This window comes from Baaleninema sp. (assembly GCF_049974805.1).
Lineage (GTDB): Bacteria > Cyanobacteriota > Cyanobacteriia > Cyanobacteriales > Geitlerinemataceae > Baaleninema.
In genome coordinates, this window is the sequence record NZ_JBNGCO010000072.1 from 1 (window position 1) to 26,433 (window position 26,433).

The window sequence follows — 26,433 nt, forward strand, 5'->3', positions numbered from 1 at the left end:
GCCCCACAACACGAGTCAAAACTGTTCGAGTTGTGGGGAAAAGGTACAGAAGTCTCTATCAACAAGAACCCATATTTGTCCCCATTGTGGCTTCGTTGCCGATCGCGATACGAACGCAGCGATTAACATCCTTAAATTGGGATTGAGTAGGGTGGGGCGCACCCGAATTCACGCATCGGGAGAGATTCCCTCTTGGCTGGCTGGAGAGATCCTGTCAGCTAACGGAGACTCGTAGAACGATGAATCCCCCTGCCTTCAGGCGGGGGAGAACGTCAATGCGTATTCCAACCGCGAACGCCAAAAACGGACAGCTTTTTATCGAGCTGCCCGTTTTTTCAGTGATGGCTATATTTGCGACTCCCTTCGAGTCAATGCGGAACCCGGGACTTGAACCCGGAAGTCCTTGCGAACACTAGAACCTGAATCTAGCGCGTCTACCAATTCCGCCAGTTCCGCGTATTTCGTTTTCCTATCGCGATTTACCATTGTGCAGCACGATTCGGCTTTTGTCAACCCCCCTTTTTTTCAGGGAGACGGGGAGACGGGGAAAACTTGTCAATGACCAACGCTTCCCGTTTCAACTTTGGCGGCGGTTAGAGCGGCTCTGAGGTGTCCTTGGTGACGCTCGAGGAGCGATCGCGCCTCGTCGAGGTTTAAGTCCGCCCAATGGACTAATAAGGCGAGTTTGACGCGGTTTTGGCAGCGATCGAGTAGGTTGGCGGCCTCCTCTCGGGACAGTTCCGTTAAATCGACAAGGGTGCGAATCGCGCGATCGCGGAGCTTGCTGTTCGTCACCGATACGTCAACCATGCGGTTTTTGAAGACTTTCCCCAACCGCACCATGACGCTGGTTGACAAAATATTCAATACCAGTTTCGTAACCGTTCCCGCTTTGAGTCGCGTCGAACCGGCGAGAACCTCAGGCCCCACCAACAGACGAATATCGGCATCGGCCTCGATCGCCACCTGTTCGGCGGGAACGCAGGCGATAAAAACCGTGGTGGCGTGGCGGCGTCTGGCTTCGGCGATCGCACCGCGCACGTAAGGGGTCGTTCCTCCAGCAGTAATCCCCACCACCACGTCCGTTTCGCCAATATTGCGCTCGGCGATGGCGGCTTCTCCATCTTCAGCTCTGTCTTCTAAAGCTTCCGAACTGCGAACTAACGCATCTCGCCCTCCGGCGATAATTCCCTGAACTAACTCCGGCGGCGTGCAGAAGGTGGGCGGACATTCCGCAGCATCTAAAACCCCCAAACGTCCGCTAGTTCCCGCCCCCACGTAAAACAAACGCCCGCCCCGTCCTAGGGCGTCTGTAGCGAGATCGATCGCCCGAGCGATCGCCTCCCGACTCGCCGCCACCGCCTCCACAGTGCGGGCGTCTTCGCGACAGAACAAATCCACCAACCCCAGGGAATCGAGGCGATCGAGATCCTCCGAGCGGGGATTGCTCTGTTCGGTTAGCAAATGTCCGCGACTTTCAAACTGATTCATCAAAAAATTCGTCCAATCCTCGAAAATTTCGCTGAATTCAACACCCTTACAACAAACCTTCCAAGCGGCGGCGAATATCGTCTAACTGAGCGCTCGACATCTCCGACGCTTCTTCCGGCGACGGACCCGAAGCGGCTGCGCCTCCTTCTTGCTGTTGGCGATCCCAGTCCGTATCCTCCAAATTGGTTTCCGGCGGCGACAAGAAAATCCGTTCCTCCGCCGATTGCGGAACGAAACCTTCAGGAATTAACTTCGCCTCGTAATTGCACGAACTACAAAAGTCTTCAATTTCCTCAGAATCGAATTCCTCCACCGTCGGAGCGTGAAAATCCTGAGCTTCCAACAACAGGGCGTATCGTTCGGCGTCGTCGCGAGACTCGAACATCATCACGATGTTCCGTTCGCCTCCCTCTGGCGTCGCCAAACGAATCGTATGAATACCTTCGTTTTCCGTGCGAGCGTTAAACAACAAGACATGAACTCTCATCGTCTGTTCTCCGGATTCTTTCGTTTCTCACTTTATATCGAAATCGATCCCCTGCACCCTGCACTGTCACAGTCGCAGGTTTCCCGCTAGGATGTCCGAGGTACAGTGAGGAGATGAGGGTACGATCGAGAAATTCTTCCGGGTTCCCTCATCTCCCCCTCTCCGGAAGCTCCCCATCTCCCCATCTCCCCCTCTGACGCGAAAACAACGCCATCGCCGATGACAGACTCTCCCGAACCGACGCCCCAACAAGATCCCCAACCGCCTCGAAAGCGGTTCTCAAAACTGCGCCTGACCCTCGCCGTTCTCTGTTTGACGGGGGTTGCAGGTGGCGTCTGGTGGGCGTGGCGGTTCGTTGACTTGCAACTGGCACCGCTGCTGTCGCGGGAATTGGAAAAACTGTTCGATCGCCCGGTGGTGGTGGGGGAACTCGAAAGCTTTTCACTCAACTCGGTACGGTTTGGTGAATCGACGATTCCCGAAACTCCCGAACATCCCAGTCAGGCGGAAATCGAAGCGGTTCGCGTGCGCTTCGATCTCCTTCAAGTTCTCTGGAATCGCACCCTCAGCCTCGATATTGCGATCGAAAATCCCGAGGTGACGCTGAAACAGACAGACAGCGGACAGTGGGTGACGACGGGAATTCGCACCGGGGGCGAACCGGGATTCGTCAAAATCGATTTGGATACGATTTCCATCTCCGGGGGAACGCTGAAGCTGCAACCGCAACGCAAAGCAGAGATTCCCTACGGTAAGACTATCGGAAAAGAACGGACAATTTTCGTAGAAACCCCGGCACCGCCTCCAGAGGCGATCGCGCTGCGACGCTTTGAGGGAGAAGTGGAATTCGAGGACGAGGGCGAGATTGTCTTCGACGCCACGGGCTATCACAACATTAAAGAACGTCTCAGCGTTCAGGGAGAATACAGCCGGGAACGGGAAATGGTGCGCCTGCAACTGTCGGCGCAATATTTAGCGGGAAACGTCGTCGATCCTTGGATTCCCGCCCCCATCGACCTGGACGGCGGCGAAATTTTCGGCAATTTAACCCTCGAAATCGCCACGAACGCCCCCGGCGAACTGCCCAATTTGCAGGGAAACCTGCGATTTAGCGATCTCGATCTGCAAATTGGCGGGGTACCGCAAACGATTCGGGAGGGTTCGGGGCGGTTGCGCTTTCGCGACGCTCTCATCGCCATTGAGGAAACTGATGCGAAATACGGCGAGATTCCGATACAAGTTCCCCAGGGGGCATTGAGTTTAGAGGAAGGATACGACCTGCCGATGGCCGTTCCCCCGGTGGAGTGGCAGGTGGTGCAAAATACCCTCGGGGTAGAGTTTCCGGTGGAGGTGACGGGGGAACTGGAAGGGGCGTTGAAGTTAGTCGGACCGCTGGAAACGCCGGTGTTGGTGGGGGAAGCGCGATCGACGGAGGTGGCGGTGGTCGATCGTATCCCGTTTTCGGACGTGACCGCCCGTTTTGCGCTGGCGACTGCCACTTCGGAGTTTGTTATCGAACAACTCAACGCCGTTCCGGAAGGGGGCGGACAAGTCCAGGCGGCGGTGAAAGTGCAACTTCCCCAAACGGCGGAAGAAGACCCTCAAATTTTGTCGGAATTTGTGGTGCGAGATGCCTCCGCCGATGCGATCGCCCGTCGTTACGAGATGGCGACGCTCTCGGACATCGGACGCTTTAACGCCCGAGGGGTGTTTCAAAGCCAGGAAGAAGGCGGAATCGTCAGGCTGCCGATTCTTGAAATTGCGGGAGGTCAAGCCCAAGGCGGAATCCTGCTGGCCGAGGATCGCTGGCGCATCGAACTGGCCGCTGAGGGCGTATCCCTCAACAGCGGCTTTCCCCAAGATTTTATCGAGACCTTCGAGGTGGGGAACTACAGCGGACAGGTGGTTCTCGGCGGCGATTACGAAGCCACAACCCTCGAAGATATCGAAGTGTTAGCCCAGGGGAATTTGGGCTTTTTCGGACAACCGACACAAGTTCAGGCGGTCTTGACGCGAGGGGGACAGTGGGAAACCATCCTGGCGGCGGAAAATCTGGCGGTACCCCCGTCGAAGTTGGCGCCGCCGCTACAAACCCTCGGCGTCGCGCCTCTGTCGGGAAATTTACGCTTGAGCGGGGATCTGTCCTATTTCGAGACGGGAGATTTGGCGCAGGTTAAGGCGGAAACCTCCCTGACTACAGCCATTGCGGGAAGTGCGACGCGCCTCGACGGACAGCTTGCTGAAGGAAAATGGCAAGCAGCGATCGCCAGCGAGGGGCTTCCCGTGACGCCGTTTTTGACCCTACCGCCGGAATTGACACCGTTGAATATCGGAACTTTCGCCGGACAAGCGCAGGTGGCGGGAACCCTTGAAGCGTTGGAAAATCCCAGTCTGGAAACTATCGACGTGGCGGGAAACGGTCGTCTTGGCGTCGAAGACGGGGCGATCGAGTTGGGGTTCGCGGTGGCGCAGGGACGCTTGGAAGGATCGGCGATCGGACAGGAGATCGAAATTACGCCGTTGGTTCCGGTTTCGCAATTGGGACGGGTGGCGTTAACGGGACAGGTGAATTTTGCTGCCCCCCTTGCCAACCTGTCGCCGGAAACCGTCACCGCCGAGGGTCAGGTGGGACTGTTGGCGGAAAGCGGGTTTTTAGAGGCGGCTTTCCAAGTGGCGAACGGCGGATGGACGCTGGAATCGGAACGGTTCGCAATTCCTCTCAATCCGTTGGTTGACGCCCCCGTGACGCTGACGCCGCTACAAAATGTCGGCAAGGTGGCGCGACTGTCGGGATCGCTGTCGGATTGGCGCCCGGAAGCGATTTCAGGTGAGTTGCAAGTGGGCTTCGGATTCGGCGATTTGAGTCAAGGCAAAGTCGATCCCTCAGAAGTGGGGAACCTGGCGATCGATGCCACTTTGGATAAGGGACAGTGGCAGGCGCAGGTGGTGGCGCGAAATGCCGATTTGGGGGTGTTGTTACCCGCTTACAACACGGACATCGCCACGGCGAACGTAGAAGGGAAGTTAGGGGCGGCGGTGTTGCTGTCGGGAGGATGGGACGGGTTTACACCGGCGAACGTAGAAATCGGCGGCGGCGAGGTGCAGTTGGCGAATTTGCGCCTCAACGATACGGCGTTCGATCCTTTGTTCGTGGGGGCGATCGAATCGGACGAAACGGGCGTGAAAGTCGATTTGCAAGGGGTTCCGGTCATTCTGGACGACGAACCGGACGAGATTTCAGTTTGGCTCGATCGCGATCTGACCTTGCGGGACTTTTCCATTAACCTCGACGATGCAGAAGCCTCGGGAACGCTAGAAAACGGGGCGTTGCGCTTTAACTTAGAAGGGTTGCCCCTGTCCTGGTTCGAGGTACAACCGCCACTCGATCGAGGTCCCCTTTCGGGGACGCTCTCGTTGAACTTAACCGCCGATTTGCCCCGAAAGCGGGTGGCGGGATCGGCAAGACTGCTCGATCCCGCCTTGGGCTTGACGGAGGCCGACGTTTTACAGGGGCAGTTCTTTTTTGACAACGGCGTTCTCGCTCTGACCGATTTAACCTTGCAACAGGCAGAGAGTGTCTATACTTTTAACGGACGAGTGGGAACGAGCGCCGAGGCCGAGGTTCGCGGCGTCCTCGACATCCAACAGGGGCAAATTCAAGAGATTTTAACGGCGTTACGCTGGTTCGATTTAGAGGATCTCGCCCGAGGACTGACTCCTGGGACTTATGCAGAGGCCGAAGCCTTGGACGTGGTGGCGGTGGGGTTGCCGGAATCTCCTATCCTCTTACAACTGCGCCGTTTGGCGGAAATCGATACGCTACTGGCACAACAACAACAGGCGCGGGACGAGGCTTCACCTTTGCCGGAGTTGGGGAGGTTGGAGGGAACTTTTAACGGTACGGTACAGATGTCGGGATCGGTGCAGTCGGGCATCGATTTCGGGTTCGCCTTCGGTGGCGAAGATTGGCAGTGGGACGAGTACGAGATCCACGAAATCGCCACATCGGGGAGGTTTTCTGACAATCTCTGGCAGTTGGAACCTTCGGTAATTCGAGCCAGTTTGGCCTCGCAAGTCGAAACGCAGTTGCAGTTTTCCGGGCGGATTGGCGGACGGGAACAGTCAGCAGAATTTCAACTGACGGGGTTGCCCGTGTCGGTGGTGTCGGAGTTCGCCAGGTTTCCGCCGACGGTGCAGTTGGGCGGCAGTTTGGACGCCAGTGCCACCCTGGCAGGCAGTTTCGAGAACCCCCGCGCCCGAGGCGAGTTGCGCTGGGTGGACGGACGTATCAACGGACAAGGGTTGAGGGCGGCGCAGGCGGGTTTCGGCTACGACGACGCCCGTTTGAATTTGGGGGGAAGCATCCTTTTAGCGGCGTCGGAGGCGGAGGTGGGAGGGGGACAGAGTCCGATTGCGATTCGGGCGAGTTTGCCGCTGGAGTTGCCGGGGGAAACGGTACAGCCCGAGGACGAGTCGTTTCGCGTCAGCGTGGAGGTGGAAGACGAGGGTTTAACGATTCTGGAAGCCTTGACGTCGGGAGTTTTGGCGTGGCGCGGCGGGGAAGGTCGTGTGGGATTGACGGTGGAAGGGGAACGAGTCGGCGGCGGGTTTAATTATTTGCCGACGAGTAGTCGGGGGCTGGCGGAGTTTCGCGACGCGGCTTTCGATTCGCCGCAACTTCCGGAACCGCTGAGGCAGGTGAACGGGGCGATCGAATTTCGCGACGATGCGATCGTGGTACCGGAATTGGTGGGGCAGTTCCGTCAAGGATCGGTGCGGGCGATGGGAGAATTACCCCTGTGGTCGCCCCAGGACGTGGAAATGCCGTTACAGGTGGCGTTCGATCGCGTCAGCTTGAACCTGAAGGGTCTTTATCGCGGCAACATAGACGGTTTGGTATCCGTCAAGGGGTCAGCCTTATTTCCGGAATTGAGCGGAGAGTTGTTATTAAGCAACGGTCAGATCCTCATTCGAGATCCGTCAACCGCAACCACAGTTTCCACACCCGACCCGAACCCAGTACCGGAAATCAGCTACAACAACCTAACCTTGGAACTGGGGCGCAACTTGCAAATTATCAGTCCGCCCGTATTGAGTTTCTTGGCGCGGGGGATCTTGCAAGTCAACGGACTGTTCGACAACCCACAGCCCCAGGGAACGATTTTCTTGGAAGACGGACAGGTTAACGTTTTTACGACGACGTTTAACTTGGCGCGGGGACGCCAGACCGCGACGTTTCTGCCCCAGTACGGCAGCGATCCGATTTTGAACCTGCGCTTACGGACGGCGGTACAGGAAACGACACGCCCCCGCATCGTTTCCCCGATCGGTTTTAGCGAAGTCGGGGCGACGGCGGAAATTTCTGAACCGGCCATCGAACGGGGGGCGGTGGAGACGGTTCGCATCGAGGCGCGGGTTCGCGGTCGCGCCAGTCGCCTGTTTGAGAATTTGGAGTTGACGAGTTCGCCGTCTCGCACGCAAACGGAGATTTATTCGCTGATTGGGGGCGGGGCGTTGGGGACGTTCGGACAGCAAGATACGTCTTTGGTGGTGGCCAGTTCGGCGCTGTTGACACAGGTGCAGTCGATTATCGGTCAGGCGTTGGGATATCGGGATTTTCGCCTGTTTCCGGCGCTCGATCCTCGGACTTCGGCGCTGGGGTTGGGGGCGGAAGCGGGATTCAATCTCACGGAGGATTTGGCGGTGTCGGTGTTGACGATTCTCGATCGCGACGATTCGACTCGTTTTAGCGTCCGCTATCGTATTAACGATAATTGGCTGATTCGCGGCTCGACCAATTTCGACGAGGACAATCGGGCGGTGGTGGAGTATCAGTTGCGGTTTTAGGAATCGAGAAGTTGGCAGCGAATTCTTTGATTTCGCTCTCAATGATTCTCTTATTCTGGATAAAATCGCACGGATAATATTAATGCCTCTTCGGTGATTTTGGCGCTAATATTCGGCTCGACAGCTTTGGCGATAAAGTTCACTGCTTCGACGCTCAAATCGGTTTCTTCGGCAATGCGTTCGTCTAAGCCTGTATCTGAAAGAAAATCTTGCAAACTTTTTCGATTGAAAATCGTCAACTGCGTATCGACAATTTGATTGACGAGTCCGCCTAAATCGTTACTTTCAAAAAACGGAACGTCCACCCGAACTTGAGTTTCTCCCGCTCGTAAATTTAACGCGCCCTGGAGAAGTTCGGCGAAGACGGTTTGAGACACCTCGAAATCTACCAGTCCCACTACCGGATAGTCGATTTCTAAATTGCCTCGAATTTGAACCCCCTCGTCAATCAGTCGGTAGCGGAGATCTTTAACGATGAGGGGAAAGATTTCGTTCTGGTTGACTTGCTGCTTGGCGAGGTCGATAAACTGATAGAGTCGCAGTTTTTCATCGAGACAGGCTGGCGGAAATTCCACTTCGAGAATTTTCTCGTCTTCGATGCGATCGACCAGTTCGCAGTCTGAAAACTCCTCGAGCAGAATTTGAGCTGGGGTTGGGGTTTGGCTATAGCCGCGATGTCCCCATCCCCACATCAACAACACCGTTAATGCAAACGTGAAGGCAAATCCGAACCACCACCCGACACTTCGTTTCATACTTTTTCGATCGACTCGCGGATTTCACAACTGTCCTGCTGTCGTCCCTCACCGATTTTATACGGTTATAGACGGGAAAATCCGGTGAAAGTGCCGGGTTGCTCTGTTTCAGCCTCCGACGGTTAAGCGGTGGGAACCAAGCCGTTGGTATGGGTTTCGTACAACTCGGGTGTAATGGGAACTACGGCGGACAACGCCTCTCGCGCGTCGGTTTCGGCGGCCGCTTGCAGTTGTTCTCGCAAATCGGGCATGACGGCTAACGCCCGCGTCCAGTCGGGGATTTGAGCGCCGACGGGGTTGGTGAAGTATTGTTCTCCCGCTTCTAAAATCACCTGCTCGAATACTTCGACGATGACTTCTTCTTGATGGCGATCGTAAGGCAAGTTGTTGAAGACCGCATCGACGAAATATTGACGGGTGAAGTCTTGCGCTTCGCGACGGAATTTCACCCGCAAGGCGTGAATATGTTCCATCGAGACCACCACTTGCTCGGTTTCGACGAGGGTTCGCAATACGGATTTTAGGATGTCGCGACACATTTTTTGTAGTCCCTCTTGGCTCGATTGTCCCAAGGATTGGTGTTTGTGGTCGAAAATGCCTAAATCCACTTGGGAAATGCGTTTTTGGGCGACGCTGCGATACACTTCCGCCAGCATTCCGATTTCGAGACCCCAGTTACCGGGAATGCGCGTGGTTAAGGCTAAGTCGCTGGTGAGGGCGAATTCGCCGGAAAGGGGATAGCGGAAGGCGCTGAGGTAACGCAGGTAATCCCGATAGCCGAAGAGTTCGGTCAGGGCTGTTAGCAGCGGCGTGACGAACAAGCGAGCCACCCGTCCGTTGAGGCTGCGGCTTTCGTTGCCGAGTCTGGCGTAATAGGCTTTGTTAAAGGCGATGCCGCATTCTTTATCGAGAAGGGGAAACAGGAGTTTGAGGGGATAGGATCGATCGTAGGTGATGATATCGGCGTCGTGGAGCGCGATCGCTTCGGCGTTGAGAGAGGCAACCCCCAACCCCAGCCACACGGCCTGTCCTTTGCCTTTGAATTTTAAGAGGTCGAGGCCGCGATCGCGCAGGGTTTCGAGAATTGAGGTGACGCGAGTCCCATTTTCCCAGATGACGACGGTTTTTTGGGGCAGAACGCTGAAAAAGCGCACGGCTTTCTGGTACTGCTCGGCTGATTTGGCGTAGAGGGAGACGACCACCGTTTTGACGAAGCCGCAGTGATGCAGACAATCGCGGATTTGCGTTAAAGCCGGTCGTTCGAGTTCTTCGTAGAGGGCGGGAATTAAAACGGCGGTGGGAAACTGCTCGCTCAATTGGAGCGTTCGCGATTCGAGGAAGTCAATATCGCAGCCGAAATCGTGAATGGTCGTGACGATCTCTTGTTTGTAATCCATATCCGCTCGACTCTCAACTAGCGTTTTCTAGCGTTTTGGAGTAAGGGCGAACGCGGTTCGGGGGTGAACGGCCGTTCGCCCCTACAATATAAAATTAATCTAAAATTTTCAATGTCAGCGTTTATACCGAGTGCGATCGCTGCGTTTTCTCCGACAGTGTACGGTGCCAAACGCTGGTCTTAACTCAAACTTTTTCAAAAATAAGTTGACAAAAATTATGTGATAAGGTAATAAGCTGAGCGGTGTATCGTGAGGTCTCAGCTCGAGGTAAGAAAAAGTGCTACCTTCTCGTCGGTTGCGATACAAAAAATACGGCAACCTCAATACCATGAGATCCAAGACATCTTAGAAATAGGAAATTTCCAGAAACTCGAGGTTCTCAGAAAAAGGTTTTTTGTGAAATTTCTAGAGAAGCTTTGAACTGAGGGAATCGAACTTTTACAGCCTTGAATTTACTCGTCTGGAAAGATGATTTCTTCGACTCCTCGATTGACAAACGGATGGCTAAAGCGCGACGACAATACTAAAAACAACGCCGCCAAGGTTCCCGCCACGCAGAGTTCCCCGGAACGAATTTTATCGGATATCTCAGAAATCGGGACTAAGACCACTTCGATTTCTTCAGTGCGATCGAGCCTTTGCGTTCCCGAAAGTTCCACGTCTTCGGCTAAAAACAAATGAATCCGGTTAGTATCTTTCACCGGATTGTCGTACAGGGTGGCAATTTTATTGAGTCGATCGAGCCGATATCCCGTTTCTTCTTCAAACTCCCGTTTCGCCGCTGTTTCCGCCTCTTCCTCCTCGGGATCGAAGGCGCCTGCGGGTAACTCCAACAACACCTCGCCGACGCCGTGGCGGTATTGACGCACAAACACCACGTTTCCCTCGGGAGTAATGGGTAACACTAAGGCGATATCGGGGCGAACGTTGACGAAAAAATCGTCCACCACCTCGCCGCTGGGTAACTTCACGCGATCGCGACGCACGCGACACCAACGATGGTTGATGACAAATTCAGAGTCGAGGAGATTCCACTTTTGCATCGGCATGAAGTTAAGGGCGTCTGAAGGCGCTCTCGTATCGTTTCGATAACGGAGGAGAGGCTTCGATTTTCAAAATAGCACGCTTTTCGGCCGTCTCGAACGCGCCCTCGGCGTCTCTCGGGGAAAGGAAACCGGAAAGTCCCGTTACCAGGGACTCCCAATCGTCGTCAGGTTGGAAGATGCCCTGACAATCCGCACGTTGATGCTCCAACGGATGAAAAAGTAATAGCTTTTCCATTATCTAACGAAATCGTGGCGGTCGATCGCGGCGATCGAACCCTTTATCAATTCTTCAAAAAACCTTACAGCCCAAAAGCCGACGATCGATCGCGTGTTAACTTCATGGGAACAAGCGGTACATAAGACGGTAATACAAGATCCGGCAGAGTTTTCTCGTACCTTGTCGGTACGGACAGTTCCTGACGCGGGACAAGTCCAGAAACCGGACTTCAACCACATTTTCCCGCCGCCTCACACCCCCTTGTATGTTGGCGTCCTACAGTGTCTCCCCGTTATCAATTATCAATTGTCAATTCCCGACTATGGCTCCTCCTCCAATTTCTCCCCGTCAGATGAACCTGCTGCGAATCGTCGCATCGATGGCGTGGGCTGACGGACAACTGGCGAAAGAAGAAGTCGATTTAATGCTCGATCGCTTCAGCCTCATTTTTGCCCAAAACGCCGAACAACAACAAAAACTCCAACAAGAACTGCGAGAATACCTGGTTCAAAACATTTCCCTCGAAGAGCTGGTTCCGAAACTACAAAGCCAAGACGAACGCGAACTTGTCTTAAAACTCGGTTACGAAACCATCGCCTCCAGTTCTCGCACCCCCGACGAACCTAACATTAACGAAGAAGAAGCCACCGCCTATCAAAAACTCGTCGAATTGCTCGACTTACCGGAAGCCGTTGTCAAAGATATCGAAGCCACCGTCGAACGAGAACGCAACGGCGATCGATCCATCATTGAAAGCCTTTCTGAATCCCTAGACGAATTTTTTGACGATTAGTTTTTCCGGTTCGTTCGAGATGATATAGCAATATAAAATGATGCGCGGCACAATTACATTTGGGGGGATTTATGCCTAAAATATGCATAAGATCCCCGGCATCTCCAAGATGCCGGGGATCTGGAAATACCATCTGACCAACACAACAAAGTTTTAACAAAATTTCAACAGATTATTTACTACAAATGACTGATGATTTTCACATCAATTATAAATTATTAATTATTAACTATAAAAAAATCGAGGGTGGAGACCTCTCCACCCCGACTCAACTCACATTGTTCGAGAATCACACAACATTGAACGCCTGCAAACGTGGCAATTCTCGCAACCGAGAACCGTGGCTTAGTAAGTTTCCACGTGCCAGCGGTGGGCTTTCTTCAACCGCTTCTGATAATCTGCCCAATCCACATCTTGTTTCGAGGCAGCGGCGGACATTCCCTCGTCAATACCACCTTCCATTCCTTTCAAACCACAAATGTAAGTGTGGGTGTTCGGCTGTTGGACGTATTGCCACACTTCATCCGCATTTTCTTGAATGCGGTGTTGCAAATACATCTTTCCGCCTTCAGAGTTTTTCTGTTCGCGGCTGATGGCGTAGGTAATCCGCAACTGCTCGGGGAACTCAGCTTGCAGTGCTTCGAGTTCTTCCTTGTACAAGATGTTCGCCGTGTAAGGAATACCGAAGAACAGCCACGCAAAGCCTTTGAATTTATAATCTTCGTGTTTTTCCTTGAACATCCGCCACAAGAAAGCGCGGAAGGGAGCGATTCCCGTTCCCGTCGCCATCATAATGACGTTGGCGTGTTCGTCGTCGGGAAGTAACATCTCTTTCCCAACCGGACCCGTGATAGCCACGTCGTCGCCGGGATTGAGTTCGCAGAGGTAGCGAGAACAGACGCCGTAAACCGTTTCGCCGGTTTCGGGGTGTTTGTACTCCAGCTCGCGCACGCACAGCGACACGGTTTTATCGTCGCCGTCGTCACCGTGACGAGTTGAAGCAATCGAATACAGGCGCAACTTGTGCGGTTTCCCTTTCTCGTCTTTTCCGGGGGGGATAATCCCAATACTCTGACCTTCGAGATAGCGCAAATCACCCTCAGAAATATCGAATTTCAGGTGACGCACGCGACCCGAACCCCCTTCGCGTACCAGTTCGTCGTTACTGACGCACTTCCCGATAAACGGTTTTTTCGGGCGGTAGATATTAACGGGAACGTCTTTTTTCTTGGATTTCGCCTTAGCCGGCTTGAAGGGTTTCCCAGAAGTATCTTCTTTAGGAGAAGTGTCTTCTTTAGGCTTCGTCGCTTCCGGTTGGGATTGAGTCATGGGTTTGCTCGCTTCTGCTTGCTGCTGTCCGTTAGCAGAGGCGGCTTGGTTATTCCAATCTTCCCCCGTGAGCGGTCGGATGCTGACGATTTTTCCGCCGAGGCGCGTAATGCGCTTCATTTCTTCGTTCATCCGATTGTAAGGAACGGTCATCGTCATGGGACCGCTCCGACGAATCGGAGAACTTCCAGCATCCTTGTTTTGACCTAAGCCTTCGACTTCGTAAACGAAGAGGCGATTTCCAGCAACGGTGCTATTGGCACCAGAGGCGTTTGGATTGTACATGAGTGAATCTTGTTATCAGAACCCTAGTTAACGTTGGCTGCTGCCTACCCAGGTCGAACGGGCAGCTTGAAGCGAGCCTCCAAACTGCTTCGATGGGAGACGATCGTGCGATCGCAGCTACAATCCTCTATATTAAAGGGGTTCGATGGAATAACCAAACCGTCCTCCGCGATTACCCTAACGGATACGCCCGAGCGCAACTGTCGCAGAGATATCATTTTGAAGAGATTTTAAGTTTTTTTAAAAAACTTTTAAGCTAAAATTAAAGTCAGTTGGGGCGTCCGAGATATCGGCCGCGCCTGACCTCCAGAAGCATTCAGGCGATCGAACGTGGTGGAAACCTGGCTGACCCCGAGTCACCTCATTATCTTGGCGATGTTATTGGGCTTCGCCATTGCTCACAGCGGCTTAGCAGCGTTACGGCCCTGGGGCGAATCCCAAATCGGACCTCGTCCCTATCGCATCCTCTTCGCCCTCGTTAGCCTTCCCCTGGCCGTCGCCTTAATCGCCTACTTTATCGCTCACCGCTACGACGGAGCGCAGCTGTGGATGTTGCAGGGCGTTCCCTTCGTCAAACCCCTCGTCTGGGGACTGTCCTTTATTTCCTTCATCTTTTTGTATCCGGCCACCTTCAACCTTGGTGAAATTGCGGCCATCGCCAAACCCCAAGTTCACCTGTACGAAACCGGAATTATCCGCATCTGTCGCCACCCGCAAATGGTGGGTCAAGTCATCTGGTGTATCGCCCATACCCTCTGGATTGGCACCAGTTTTACCCTCGTGACCTCTCTCGGACTGATCGCCCATCACCTTTTCGCCGTCTGGCACGGCGATCGGCGTTTGGCCGCCCGTTTCGGCGATGCCTTTGAATCCGTGAAATCTCGGACTTCGATCGTGCCGTTTCTGGCCATCGCCCAAGGACGACAGAGCTTGAACGCGGGCGAATTCCTGCGTCCGGCCTATCTCGGCGTGACAATTTTCGTCCTCGGATTTTGGTGGGCGCATCCGTGGTTACTGCGTGTCACAGGTAACATACCCTGGTAGCATGATCCCATAACGATAAAAGAAGTTAATAGATGCCCATTATGTCGTTGTCCATTAGCGAGCAGCGTTTCAAGAAAGACGTTTTAGAGTCCGACGTTCCCGTTCTGGTCAACTTTTGGGCGCCTTGGTGCGGGGTATGCCACCTGATCCATCCCATGTTGGTTCAGTTTCACACAGAATTCGGCGATCGCGTCAAATTAGTTGATATTAACGCAGACGAGAGTTTAAAACTCGCCAGCACTTATCGACTCACGACGCTCCCGACATTACTGTTATTTGACGGACATCAGGTCGTACAACGCATCGAAGGCTTCCACGGACGCGATACCTTACGGAATACCCTGTCTGAAATCGCCGTCCGCTACCGTCAGGACTGTTCGATCGCCGTTCCCTAAACGCGATCCCCACCGATCGCCCCTAGACGATCGACTCCATACAATCGATCCCCCCGGTTCGATTGTCTTCGCTCTCGGAGGAGTTCCCCCGAGAGGTTTTTTTGTGCGTGCGATCGCCCCAATCGCCTCGTCACCGTGCGCTCGATCGCATCGCAAAACTCCCCTCAAATCACAAAAGAAAATTACAACCCGGTCGATCGATAAATTTTAAGCGTAGGTATATGTAACAATAAAAACGTTCTTTCCTATTAATGTGAAGAAATATAAACTAAAGTAGGCATTCACGTATGGAACCAATATACCAATACGCCTGGTTGATACCAGTGCTGCCACTCGTCGGCGCGAGCTTCGTCGGCTTGGGGCTAATTTCCTATAACCAGGTCACGAACCGCCTGCGGCAAGCGAACGCCGTCCTCGTCCTAACCCTGTTAGGCGCCGCCACAGTCATGTCGTTCGCCCTGCTGTGGAGTCAAATCCAAGGTCACGCCCCCGTCACCCAAACCTTCGACTGGGCCGCAGCCGGAGACTTCCACCTGAGCATGGGGTACATCATCGATCCCCTCACCTCCGTCATGTTAACCATCGTCACCACCATCGCCTTCCTGGTGATGCTCTACACCGATGGCTACATGGCGCACGATCCCGGCTACGTGAGGTTCTACGCCTACCTGAGCCTCTTTAGCTCCTCCATGCTCGGTCTCGTCGTCAGCCCCAACCTCGTCCAGATTTACATCTTCTGGGAGCTAGTAGGGATGTCCTCCTACCTGCTCATCGGCTTCTGGTACGATCGACCCGCCGCCGCCGACGCCTGCCAAAAAGCCTTCGTCGCCAACCGCGTCGGAGACTTCGGCTTACTCCTCGGCATCCTGGGACTCTACTGGGCCACCGGAAGCTTCGACTTCATCACCATCGGCGAACGCCTCCAAGACCTCATGGCCAGCGGCGCCATCAGCAGCACCCTAGCCGTCCTCTTCGGCGTCCTCGTCTTCCTCGGCCCCGTCGCCAAATCCGCCCAGTTTCCCCTGCACGTCTGGCTGCCCGACGCCATGGAAGGCCCGACCCCCATTTCCGCCCTCATCCACGCCGCCACGATGGTCGCTGCGGGCGTCTTCCTCATCGCGCGGATGTTCCCCGTCTTCGAGGAAATCCCCGCCGTTCTCGACATCATCGCCTGGACCGGAGCCTTCACCGCCTTCCTCGGTGCCAGCATCGCCATCACCCAAAACGACATCAAAAAAGGTCTCGCCTACTCCACCATCTCCCAACTGGGATACATGGTCATGGCCATGGGCGTCGGTGCCTACAGTGCCGGACTGTTCCACCTCATGACCCACGCTTACTTCAAAGCGATGCTCTTCCTCTGCTCCGGTTCCGTCATTCACGGCATGGAAGGCGTCGTCGGCCACAACCCCGACCTCGCCCAAGACATGAGACTCATGGGCGGACTGCGCAAATATATGCCCGTCACCGCCACCACCTTCCTCATCGGCACCCTGGCCATTTGCGGAATCCCTCCCTTCGCCGGCTTCTGGTCCAAAGACGAAATCCTCAGCTCCGCCTTTTCCGCCAACCCCGCACTCTGGGCAATTGGCTGGCTCACCGCAGGCATCACCGCCTTCTATATGTTCCGGATGTACTTCAGCACCTTTGAAGGAGAATTCCGGGGCAACGACATGGAAATTCGCAAACAACTCTCCAGTGCAGCCGCCTTCGGTCCCGGTGCCATGGACCGGCGCGAACTCGAGGCCGAAGACGAAGCCCACGGTCACGACGACCACGGCCACAGCGACAGTCCCCACGAATCGCCCTGGACGATGACCGTCGCCCTGTCCGTCTTAGCCGTTCCCTCCGCCCTCATCGGGTTGTTAGGGATGCCCTTTGCCAACTACTTCGAGACCTTCGTCCACGCTCCCGGCGAAGTCGTCCCCACCCTGGCCGAAATGGCCGAAGAATTCGAGTTGAGCGAATTTGCCATCATGGCAGGGAACTCCGTCGGGATTGCCTTAATCGGCATTACCCTGGCGTCGCTGATGTACCTGCGCGGTAAAATCGACCCGGCTGCCATCGCCGAAAAAATCAAACCCCTGTACCTGTTCTCCTTGAACAAATGGTACTTTGACGAACTTTACGACAAGCTCTTCGTCCAAGGAAGCCGTCGTCTGGCGCGGCAAGTCATGGAAGTGGACTACCGTATCGTCGACGGTGCTGTTAACCTAACGGGGTTAGTTACGCTGCTGAGCGGCGAAGGGCTGAAGTACTTCGAGACCGGTCGCGCTCAGTTCTATGCCCTGACGATTTTCGGAGCCGTTTTAGGCATCGTCGTCTTTTTCGGCGTGACTTAATCAGTGACGGGTAATCGGTAACGGAGCGAATTTCAAATATTCCGTTCCACGCGGAACGGGTACGGGATAACAGATACGATGGCTGCCTTCACACCCCCGCTTACCTATTACCCGAAACCTTTACCCAACAATGATTGCCGAGCCTAGATAACGTATGGATTTTCCTTGGCTGACTACAATTATCTTGTTTCCCATCGTCGCCGCCTTATTCGTGCCGTTCGTGCCGGATAAGGACGGAAAGACGGTGCGTTGGTATGCCCTCGTCATCGGGCTTATCGACTTTTGCTTGATTTCCTATGCGTTTTACACGCAATACGACCTCGACAACCCTGGGTTGCAACTCGTCGAACGGTATTCTTGGATTCCCCAACTGAACCTGAACTGGTCAGTTGGCGCCGATGGGTTGGCCATGCCCCTGATTATTTTGACGGGGTTTATTACCACCCTGGCGATTCTGGCCGCCTGGCCGGTGTCGTTTAAACCGAAATTATTCTTTTTCCTCATGCTGGCCATGTACGGCGGACAGATTGCCGTATTTGCCGTTCAGGATATTTTGCTGTTCTTCCTGGCGTGGGAACTGGAACTGATTCCGGTTTATCTGATTTTGGCAATTTGGGGCGGTAAAAAACGCCAGTACGCCGCGACGAAGTTTATTCTCTACACCGCAGGGGGGTCGCTGTTTATTTTGGTGGCGGCTTTGACGATGGCCTTTTACGGCGATACCGTCACCTTCGATATGCAAGAGATTGCCCTGAAAGATTACGGGATGACCTTGCAACTGCTGCTGTATGCGGCGTTCCTCATCGCCTACGGCGTGAAGCTGCCGATTTTCCCCCTTCATACTTGGTTGCCCGACGCTCACGGGGAAGCCACCGCACCCGCCCACATGTTGCTGGCGGGAATTCTGCTGAAGATGGGGGGATACGCCCTGATTCGCATGAATGCGGGGATGTTGCCCGACGCCCACGCGGTGTTTGCGCCAGCGTTGGTGATTTTGGGCGTGGTGAATATCATTTATGCGGCGCTGACGTCGTTTGCTCAACGCAACTTGAAGCGGAAAATCGCCTATTCGTCGATTTCACACATGGGCTTCGTCCTGATTGGGATTGCGTCGTACACGGACCTCGGCATGAGCGGGGCGGTGTTGCAAATGGTGTCCCACGGTTTGATTGGGGCGAGTTTGTTCTTCTTGGTGGGTTCTACTTATGATCGAACTCACACGCTGATGCTCGACGAAATGGGCGGCGTGGGGCAGAAAATGAAGAAAGTCTTCGCCATGTGGACGACTTGCTCTCTAGCGTCCTTGGCATTGCCCGGTATGAGCGGGTTTATCGCCGAGTTGATGGTGTTTGTGGGCTTTGCCACCAGCGATGCTTATAGTTTGACATTCCGCATCGTCGTCGTCTTCCTGGCGGCGGTTGGGGTCATTCTGACGCCGATTTACCTGCTGTCGATGTTGCGGGAAATTCTTTACGGTCCGGAGAACAAGGAACTCGTGGAACACGAGAACTTGGTGGATGCGGAACCCCGTGAAGTGTTTATCATCGGTTCGCTGTTGGTGCCGATTATCGGTATTGGGCTGTATCCGAAGATTTTGACGCAGATGTACGATGCGACGACGGTGGAGTTGACGGCGAAGTTACGGGATGCTGTGCCGACGCTGTCGGATAACAGCAAGGTGGCGCAAGCGTTGCCATTCTCCCTGAAGAAAGCCCCGAGTCTCGATCGCTAGACTTGACAAAATATCATTTTTGTGATATAAAACCCCGGTTCTTGGTAACTGGGGTTTTTGCGATCTCTACTCGAATTTCGATAAGAACCCCAGCATCTTGAAGATACCGGGGTTCTGGAAACAGAATCTTCCTCAAAACACCGTTTTCTCTTAAGCTTTCGTCACAGTTGCGTCGTGGCGTCGTGGCGTCGTGGCGTAGGTTGGGTGTAGCGCCAGCGAAACCCAACAGCAGTAAGCTTTATTGCGTCTCATTGGCTGTCCTCAAATCAATCCCACCTACAAATATCTATAGCAGGCTTATCAAAAATTGGTATTACTCGCTCAGCTACGAGAGTTCCCGAATCGGTGCGTTCCGGCTGGCTTAATCTTGTTGCCAAAATCCAAGACTTGAACGAAGCCGGAACGCACCCTACCACTTAATTGCTAACTAACGCACCCTACCACTAAATCAATAGAATGAAAACCGACAGCCAAGACTTGCAAATACAGATAATTGAGTTGTTTGATTTCCTTGAGTTACCTCAAGGGTTGCATTATTGGAAATCCATCCAATACCTGCATTTTGCCAATCCCCTTGTAAAGTAGTGACAATTGAGCGATCGGAATTTTGAAAAGTAAAACTAGAGGGAGTACTGGTTTGTCCTGGTGTAATTTCTGAACCAGTCGATCTCAATTGCAGTATTCGATCGTTAATTCTCAAGGTAGCAGATGAATCACCGCCTGATGCCGTTAAGATATGCGTTAATTCATCGTCGGGATCTTGCCAAACGGCCAGACCACAAACATCTAAAGTCGGAACAATACCAATTCCGAGTGAGTTTTCTGTAGATGAATACAAAAGCTCAAAGCTCTCTATAATGCGAGATAATATTTCGGGTTCTGGATCGTTTACGGAATTTACCCAAGATGAAATAGTAATCGTTTTAGTCCTTGAAGGTGAACGGAGAAAATACCTTCGCGTGAGACCATCGCCACCCTCGTGATCGTGGTAACGTAATGCAGGTTCTCCAGCAATACTCACTTGTTGAACAATGCCTTCTGGTTGATAAAGCGATCGCACATCAAACACTTGCTGTAGTGAAGCACTCGAGGGCAAACTAGAGTCAGTTATATAAATTTTGGCCGCGAAATACCATGGAGTAGTACGAGGTTGGCACTGATGAAATTCATAGGCTTCTGGAGAAAGAATCAAAATGCCACCTCTCGAGGTAACGGCTCGATAGTTGGCTGGCACTTGAAACTTAAAGCGATGCCTATCCGAGTGAATTTCTCGGCTTTCGCGAGAGGGTGGAGATTGATTCCCTAAGCTTTCGGAAAGACGCCTTAATCTCTCTGAACTACATGGAGCTTGAGCTTCAACAGGGGGTGCGGAGGCTATTGACAAAAATAGGATTTGAAGCAAGCCTAACCCAAACCATGAAATTGCACTATTGGCCTGAAATTTAAACATTACAGTTTTACGGTAGTTTGTACGGTTCAGTCTGTGAAATCTAAATTCGATCTATTGTTACATACTTGTTGGTTTTTGAGTGGTTTTTGAGGTTTCTGAGTAATCCTCTATTGCTCACCCTATTTACTACTCTCTAATTAGGCTGTATCGCAGTACTTTGAGGGGGGTGAGGCGATCGTGATGGAGTAGTTACGGCAGGGTTTGTTGCGGCTCAAACCCATGTAGAATCAAGGGAACAATCTACAAGCTGCCGCAACGCACCGGAGTCATAATCTGGCAAGGGTTCGTCAATTTATCTTGGTATTTGTCGTTGGCTTCCCGAATCGGTGCGTTCCGGCTAGTTTAATCTTGTTGGCAAAATGTAAGGATTGAATGAAGCCGGAACGCACCCTACCGCTCGGCTACAAACTGGCTATCTGTATAACTTCACCAAACCCTTACGAACAGCCTCCTGAAAAATACTCGGAATATGCAAACGGCCAGAATTTGCAGGTGATTGGGGATAAGAAGGATTAGACATATTAACATTGGCTCGACCATTATGTATTTCTACATGGGTATGAACGCCATAGCTTAATCCTGTATTGCCTTCTCGTCCGATTAAAGTGCCTGGTGAAATGATTTTTCCTTGCAAGCTTTCGTTAATAGAACCTTCAACCAAGTGCCAATAAATAAAAGTCTTGTTTAGCTCTCGGTTGTAGATAGCAACAGTGCCATTATAGCCCCAATTCTTGATTTGCTTTCCGTTTTTTGCTTCGATCACTTCTCCTCCCACCAGAGCATAGAGCGAGCTATTCCACTTACCACCGTAAGAGTCAAACGCTCGACCGGTGTTGTGATAACCATCGTTCCGTCGAGAGGTAATACGGTTTCCAGTTCCATCTTGATACAAAGCATTGAGGTAGTCAGACTCTTTGTATATATAAGTAGGATTAGGTTCGCTACCACCACCAGTATTGCGTTTCACCTCGGCATTCAAAACCAAGTGATAGTTACCACCATCGCCATCACCAGATTTATCCTTGACCCGAACATAGTATTCGCTGTTTGGTTTCAACTCATACGTGCCATAGATTGACTTCAGATTTGAAGAGTTAACCTTCTTCAACTCCTTGCCATTCTTGTCATACAAAGCAAACTCAACATCTCCCTCCAGACGTAAATTATCGTTCCCGCTTCCATGGCGAACTGCAAACTGTAAAAGGTAAGGATCGGAGCCAGTGGAAAACTTGTAGTAATCGACCTCGTCAGTTCGGTCTTTTCCAACAAAGTCATTCTTTGTCACCCGTTTACCGCCAATGTTACCTAAGTCCCGAGCATCAGATCGATGCTGCCCCGCCTGATCCAAGTTATGAACGAAGGTGTATTTCTGGTTTAGTAAATGGGGATGTACGGCCAGAATAGGGTCTGCTACCATTCGATAGTAGCCTTTGGGCAAAGTCTCGTAGTGGGAGATGCCATTTGCTGTGCTGGTCGGTGTAACAATCTGCTCGGCTCCATTCACCTTACGGTAGAGAACTGGTCGATAGATATTCGACATATCTTGCCCGTTCTTACTGCGAACGGCAGTTTTGAGATCGCGGTTAGTACCATCCACTGTGAATTCGTAGTCAAACTCACCCTGTAGGTTGGTAAATTCATAGCGACCATCCGCCTTAAGTCTGTTGAAGTTCAGCACCACATCGTAATTGGTTTTAGTGCCATTGAGCGCGGTTACTTCAGCGTAATACTTGCTGTTCGGTTCCAACCATTGAGCGCCAAATAAGGGCTCCCGAGATTTGGAATCTACCGGTTCTCCAATTTGTTTGCCGCCCTCATCTAAGATTCGTACTCGTACATCACCATCCAACAGACGCTGACGATCTGCTTCGCTACCGTCGCTGTCCTGGCTACGTACTGCAAACCGTAGTTGGGTTGCCATATCGTCCGTCGTGAAGACATAGAGATCCCGGTCTCCAGACGGCAGTCCGACGTGATCGCTGCGTACAATCCGTTGCCCCGCAAGCTGGCCGCTAACCGATTCGCGGTTAATGTTCCAAGCCTTGATACCGGTATCCCCAGCTTGGTCTAAATTCACAACCATCTCATAGGGAACGTTCGCTTTGTTTTGCTCGACATCCACCTTGATGAGATATTTTCCATCTGGCAAATCTTTGTAATTTGTATAATTGTCATCAGGATTGATGTCAGTCAAGGGAACCTGTTGCAGCTGACCACCACCGAGGTCGCGATAGACAGTGGTGCGTAAGTCAGGATGAACTAGGGTTGTATCCCGTGCCGCCAAACTAATATCGTTCTTATCCCCGTCTAACTCCACCCAGTATTCGCTACTGCCCCGCATATTAGGATAGGTGTGACGACCATCGGGAACCTTAACTACGTTGCTTGGTTTGACAACATCCCAAATCGGTTTAACGGTGGAAGGTAACTCAATATTGGGTAAGGCATTCCCAGTCCCGGTAAAGTAGGGAATTGCCTTCTGACCGTTCCAAATGATATACCCGCCGTCAAAGTATTGCACCGCAGGCATATTCACGCCATCAAATGCCTGCTCAAAAATCTGAATATCTTGCAGTGAATTGCCCAGACGCTGGAGATTCGCCTCATAGACGGCACGAACCTCTTCAATGGCCTGTTCCTTAGCAGCTATCTCCTGTACTGAGGGCGATGGAGTCGGAGTTGGTTGGGGAGTTGGAGTCGGAGTTGGTTGGGGAGTTGGAGTCGGTTGAGGATTCTTCCAGGGAGTCTGCCAGGGATTCTTCCAGGGATTCTTCCAGGGAGTTGGTTGAGGCTGAACGACTTGTTTTGCGGGTAGCCACTCAATAATAGGCGTTTGTTGTCCCTGACTGCCGTCAATAAAGTTCGTGATTAATTTATAACTTTCAACCGGCAAACCATTACGGTCAACCGTCAACGTATACGAACCCGGACTTAGCTTTCCATTAGCACCCGCATAGGTGATATAGCCGTCATACTTACCCGTCAGGATAACCCGCCCATTTTTACGCAATACAGCATTTCCCGGAAAATCGATTGAATATTGTAGCGAAGTTGGTTCGTCAATCTGGAAAGAAAATGTATCAGCAGGGTTGCTTGAATCTAACCAGCCATGATACTGTCGCCGCCATTCTGGAGTCACATTCACATGCTGAACGGCCCGTTCACCTGGCGTAAAGACACCCTCGCCACTCCAAGTTTCAGGACTTAAGAGAGCTGGTGTATTATGCTCCTCTGGCTTCGTCACCTTCGCCAAATGCACCGCCGCCGTCATATTCAGCAAGCCAGCGCCCGTTTCAGCATCATGACCCGTACTGCCCAAATCTGTCGCCGTATCGCGGATAATATCCACTACCTGGCGGTAACTCAACTCAGGATTGGCCGCCCACACCTGAGACACCGCACCTGTCACCTTCGCCGTGGCTACAGAAGTCCCCGCCATACCACTGGTTCCTTCCCCAGCTAACGACAATTGGGGATTCTCCGTCGTTCCCCCATAAGCCGTGATATCCAAACCCTGACCATAACTGGAATAATCCGTGCGGTCTGCCCCTTTCCAAGCCGACGTTTCGGGGTCAAACTGTTCCGCCGCACCCACGGTCATAATGTTGTCAAACTCTTGCGACGCTTGACCCAACGCCGACATCACACCACCGTCATTCCCAGCGGCGGCCACAATCATGACGTTATTCTGACGCGCGTATTCAATGGCTTCTCGCTCTTGCGGCGTTAACTCGTAGCGAGTGGTCACGTTTCCGTCCGCGTCCACCTGGGTCAAATCCATACTCAGGTTCACTACCGCATTGGGTTGACCTGATTCCTTGGCGTGGTCAACGAACTCCACTAACGACTCGGCCCATTTCCCGGAACCAACGGCTCGACCCACCCAAATCGGTGCATCGTCGTTGATACCATCAATCCCTTCGCCGTTATCCTGTTCCGCTGCAATAATCCCTAAAGCGTGGGTTCCGTGTTCGTTTCCTTCACCTTCGGCTAATAAGGGATTGTCATCGCCATCGACGAAGTCCGTTCCCAAGGTGATGTTGTCATAGTCGAGGTCGGGATTATCGGCTGCAACTCCCGTATCGATAATTCCGATATCGGGTTGGTCTTCTTTTGCGAACTCGAACTTATCCTCAATGACGATGGGTTCCGAGGAATTGCTCTCTTGAGTTTCCTCTTGAGTTTCCTCTTGAGTTTCCTCAACCGCGTCAACCGTCTCGGTAACGTCTTCCTCGCTCTCTTCTACCGCTTCAGTCGCCGATTCCTCAGATTCCGTCGCGTTGCTCTCGTCTACGGGTTCCGCCGTCGAATTCTCCGTCTCCTCAACGGTATCCGTAGAAACCGTTTCCTCAACCGTCTCCGATTCTTCCACAACCGGACGAGATACCTCGGCGGCTGGCTCTTCCTCTGCTTCGGATTCGGCGTCTTCTACCGCAGCTTCCTCATCAACTGCTTCGCTGTCCGCCTCGGCTTCCGTCACCACGGACTCGTCGCTGTCTTCAGCAGCCGTCTCCGAACCCTCCTCAACGGTGGCGTCTTCTCCTCCTTCGGTCACATCCACTTCAGTCTCAACTGCTTCGGTCAAGTCAATTTGAACGGGGTCGGGGGTGATGTAGGGTTCGGAATAGGCCAGTAATGCTTTCCCCATGTCCTCGGTTCGCCAGTCGTTGTTGCTGTCGATGACGTTACCGATGTAGGTGGCTTGACCTTTCGCGCCCCGAACTTGGAAAATCAGGTCGTTATAGTCGCGATCGCTCCGGTCGTCTGCTCGCATATCTTCTATGACGAAGGTGTTTCCATCTCCGGTCACGTCTGCAATCTGACCGATGTGGAACTCGTCATCGGGGTTGGCGGTAGACAGCGAAAACAGCGGCCGTTTGGTTCCCCCGATTTCGGGATTGTTGGCCACTTCGGAAACGCGACCGTTGGGAACCAGCATGACGCCGAATTTCTCTCCGGCTTTCATGTTGACGGTCTTCACACCCTTGTAATCGCCACTGTTCCAGTCTTCTCCTCCTTCGAGGGAACCGTTGAATCGTGCGCCTTCGCTGGGGTCGCTAATTACAATATGTCCCTGTTCGGAGCCACTGGCGGCTCGATTGGCGGCTTCGGCGATGAAGTCTTCGACGGTTTCAAATTCCAGTTCGTCTAAACCCGAGAGGCTGAAAATCCCCACTTCGCCGCGATATTTTCCGCCGTCGTAGAGGAAGTCTACGCCGACTTCTCCACTTTCTCCGACGGTGAAAACGCCGGAGTTGAAGGCGGGAAGCTCGAATTTGGGAGTTTCGTCGAGAATCTCTTCGTCTTCTTCGTCGAGTTCTTCGTCTTCTTCAGCAACGGTTTCTTCGTCGAGTTCTTCGTCTTCTTCAGCAACGGTTTCTTCGCTGGTGTCGTTTTCGGCGACGGGTTCTTCAGAGGTTTCGTCGTCTGTGGAGGATTCGGACTCTTCGGCGACGGTGTCTTCAGAGGTTTCGTCGTCTGTGGAGGATTCTGACTCTTCAGCGACGGTGTCTTCAGAGGTTTCGTCTTGGCTAGATTCTTCTTGGGCTACGACTTCTTCGGTGGCGTCGTCTTCAACCTCTTCTTCTGTGGTGGTTTCGGCGGCGACGGGTTCTTCAGCGGTGTCGTCTTCGGTTGAGTTTGAGGTTTCGGCGGTGGCGGATACGTCGTCTGTGGTGTCTTCGTTTTCTGTCTCGTCTTCGGCGAAGGGTATGTCTTCGCCGATGTCTTCGTTGGTGATGTGGCTGGCGTCGGTGGTGTCTAGGGTGTTGCTAGTTTCTTCGGTGTTGCTAGTTTCTTCGGTGTTGCTAGTTTCTTCGGTGT

General features: G+C 52.9%; 15 protein-coding genes and 1 tRNA gene. 7 read left to right on the plus strand and 9 right to left on the minus strand.

What is annotated here, in order from left to right; translation table 11 throughout:
* Positions 1 to 235 (plus strand): zinc ribbon domain-containing protein (locus tag ACP5D4_RS14150; RefSeq protein ID WP_428012267.1); only part of this gene is annotated, 235 nt, incomplete at its 5' end.
* Positions 236 to 372: 137 nt separating this feature from the next.
* On the opposite strand, the gene ACP5D4_RS14155 is transcribed toward ACP5D4_RS14150, so the two are convergent.
* From ACP5D4_RS14155 to ACP5D4_RS14165, 3 genes are all read right to left on the minus strand, one after another.
* Positions 373 to 456: transfer RNA gene (locus ACP5D4_RS14155), tRNA-Leu, on the minus strand.
* A 99-nt stretch (positions 457 to 555) separates the two neighbouring features.
* On the minus strand, positions 556 to 1,491 hold the full coding sequence (murQ, locus tag ACP5D4_RS14160) for an N-acetylmuramic acid 6-phosphate etherase (RefSeq protein ID WP_428012268.1): 936 nt from the start codon (positions 1,489 to 1,491) through the stop codon (positions 556 to 558).
* Between the two features lie 46 nt (positions 1,492 to 1,537).
* Positions 1,538 to 1,978, minus strand: a complete 441-nt coding sequence (locus tag ACP5D4_RS14165) for a DUF3110 domain-containing protein (protein WP_428012269.1) — start codon at positions 1,976 to 1,978, stop codon at positions 1,538 to 1,540.
* 219 nt (positions 1,979 to 2,197) lie between these two features.
* On the opposite strand from ACP5D4_RS14165, the gene ACP5D4_RS14170 reads away from it, so the two are divergent.
* The gene (locus ACP5D4_RS14170; protein ID WP_428012270.1) at positions 2,198 to 7,825 is read left to right on the plus strand and encodes a translocation/assembly module TamB domain-containing protein; all 5,628 of its coding nucleotides are present in this window, start codon (positions 2,198 to 2,200) and stop codon (positions 7,823 to 7,825) included.
* A gap of 50 nt (positions 7,826 to 7,875) precedes the next feature.
* On the opposite strand, the gene ACP5D4_RS14175 is transcribed toward ACP5D4_RS14170, so the two are convergent.
* From ACP5D4_RS14175 to ACP5D4_RS14185, 3 genes are all read right to left on the minus strand, one after another.
* Positions 7,876 to 8,580 carry a hypothetical protein gene (locus ACP5D4_RS14175; RefSeq protein ID WP_428012271.1) on the minus strand — a complete coding sequence of 235 codons (705 nt, stop codon included), beginning with the start codon at positions 8,578 to 8,580 and terminating at the stop codon, positions 7,876 to 7,878.
* 122 nt (positions 8,581 to 8,702) lie between these two features.
* Entirely contained in the window at positions 8,703 to 9,977 is a 1,275-nt protein-coding gene (locus ACP5D4_RS14180; RefSeq protein ID WP_428012272.1) for a glucosyl-3-phosphoglycerate synthase, read from the minus strand.
* A 452-nt stretch (positions 9,978 to 10,429) separates the two neighbouring features.
* Entirely contained in the window at positions 10,430 to 11,020 is a 591-nt protein-coding gene (locus tag ACP5D4_RS14185) for an NUDIX hydrolase (protein WP_428012273.1), read from the minus strand.
* 542 nt (positions 11,021 to 11,562) lie between these two features.
* Between ACP5D4_RS14185 and ACP5D4_RS14190 the strand changes: the two genes are divergently transcribed.
* Positions 11,563 to 12,033: a TerB family tellurite resistance protein gene (locus ACP5D4_RS14190; RefSeq protein ID WP_428012274.1), complete on the plus strand. Its 471-nt coding sequence runs from the start codon at positions 11,563 to 11,565 to the stop codon at positions 12,031 to 12,033.
* 345 nt (positions 12,034 to 12,378) lie between these two features.
* On the opposite strand, the gene petH is transcribed toward ACP5D4_RS14190, so the two are convergent.
* A complete protein-coding gene (petH, locus tag ACP5D4_RS14195) occupies positions 12,379 to 13,647 on the minus strand; it encodes a ferredoxin--NADP reductase (RefSeq protein WP_428012275.1) in 1,269 nt (422 codons plus the stop codon).
* Between the two features lie 375 nt (positions 13,648 to 14,022).
* On the opposite strand from petH, the gene ACP5D4_RS14200 reads away from it, so the two are divergent.
* The 4 genes from ACP5D4_RS14200 (at position 14,023) to ndhD1 (ending at position 19,160) form a co-directional block, all read left to right on the plus strand.
* On the plus strand, positions 14,023 to 14,691 hold the full coding sequence (locus ACP5D4_RS14200) for an NnrU family protein (RefSeq protein ID WP_428012281.1): 669 nt from the start codon (positions 14,023 to 14,025) through the stop codon (positions 14,689 to 14,691).
* 41 nt (positions 14,692 to 14,732) lie between these two features.
* Positions 14,733 to 15,086, plus strand: coding sequence for a thioredoxin family protein (locus ACP5D4_RS14205; protein ID WP_428012276.1), 354 nt, complete (start codon positions 14,733 to 14,735; stop codon positions 15,084 to 15,086).
* Positions 15,087 to 15,373: 287 nt separating this feature from the next.
* The gene (locus ACP5D4_RS14210) at positions 15,374 to 17,428 is read left to right on the plus strand and encodes an NAD(P)H-quinone oxidoreductase subunit 5 (protein ID WP_428012277.1); all 2,055 of its coding nucleotides are present in this window, start codon (positions 15,374 to 15,376) and stop codon (positions 17,426 to 17,428) included.
* A gap of 154 nt (positions 17,429 to 17,582) precedes the next feature.
* Positions 17,583 to 19,160 carry a photosynthetic/respiratory NAD(P)H-quinone oxidoreductase subunit D1 gene (ndhD1, locus tag ACP5D4_RS14215; RefSeq protein ID WP_428012278.1) on the plus strand — a complete coding sequence of 526 codons (1,578 nt, stop codon included), beginning with the start codon at positions 17,583 to 17,585 and terminating at the stop codon, positions 19,158 to 19,160.
* 448 nt (positions 19,161 to 19,608) lie between these two features.
* On the opposite strand, the gene ACP5D4_RS14220 is transcribed toward ndhD1, so the two are convergent.
* Positions 19,609 to 20,352 (minus strand): hypothetical protein, encoded by a 744-nt coding sequence (locus tag ACP5D4_RS14220; protein ID WP_428012279.1) that lies wholly within the window; start codon positions 20,350 to 20,352, stop codon positions 19,609 to 19,611.
* Between the two features lie 670 nt (positions 20,353 to 21,022).
* On the minus strand, positions 21,023 to 26,433 hold a 5,411-nt coding region (locus ACP5D4_RS14225; protein ID WP_428012280.1), incomplete at its 5' end, for a S8 family serine peptidase.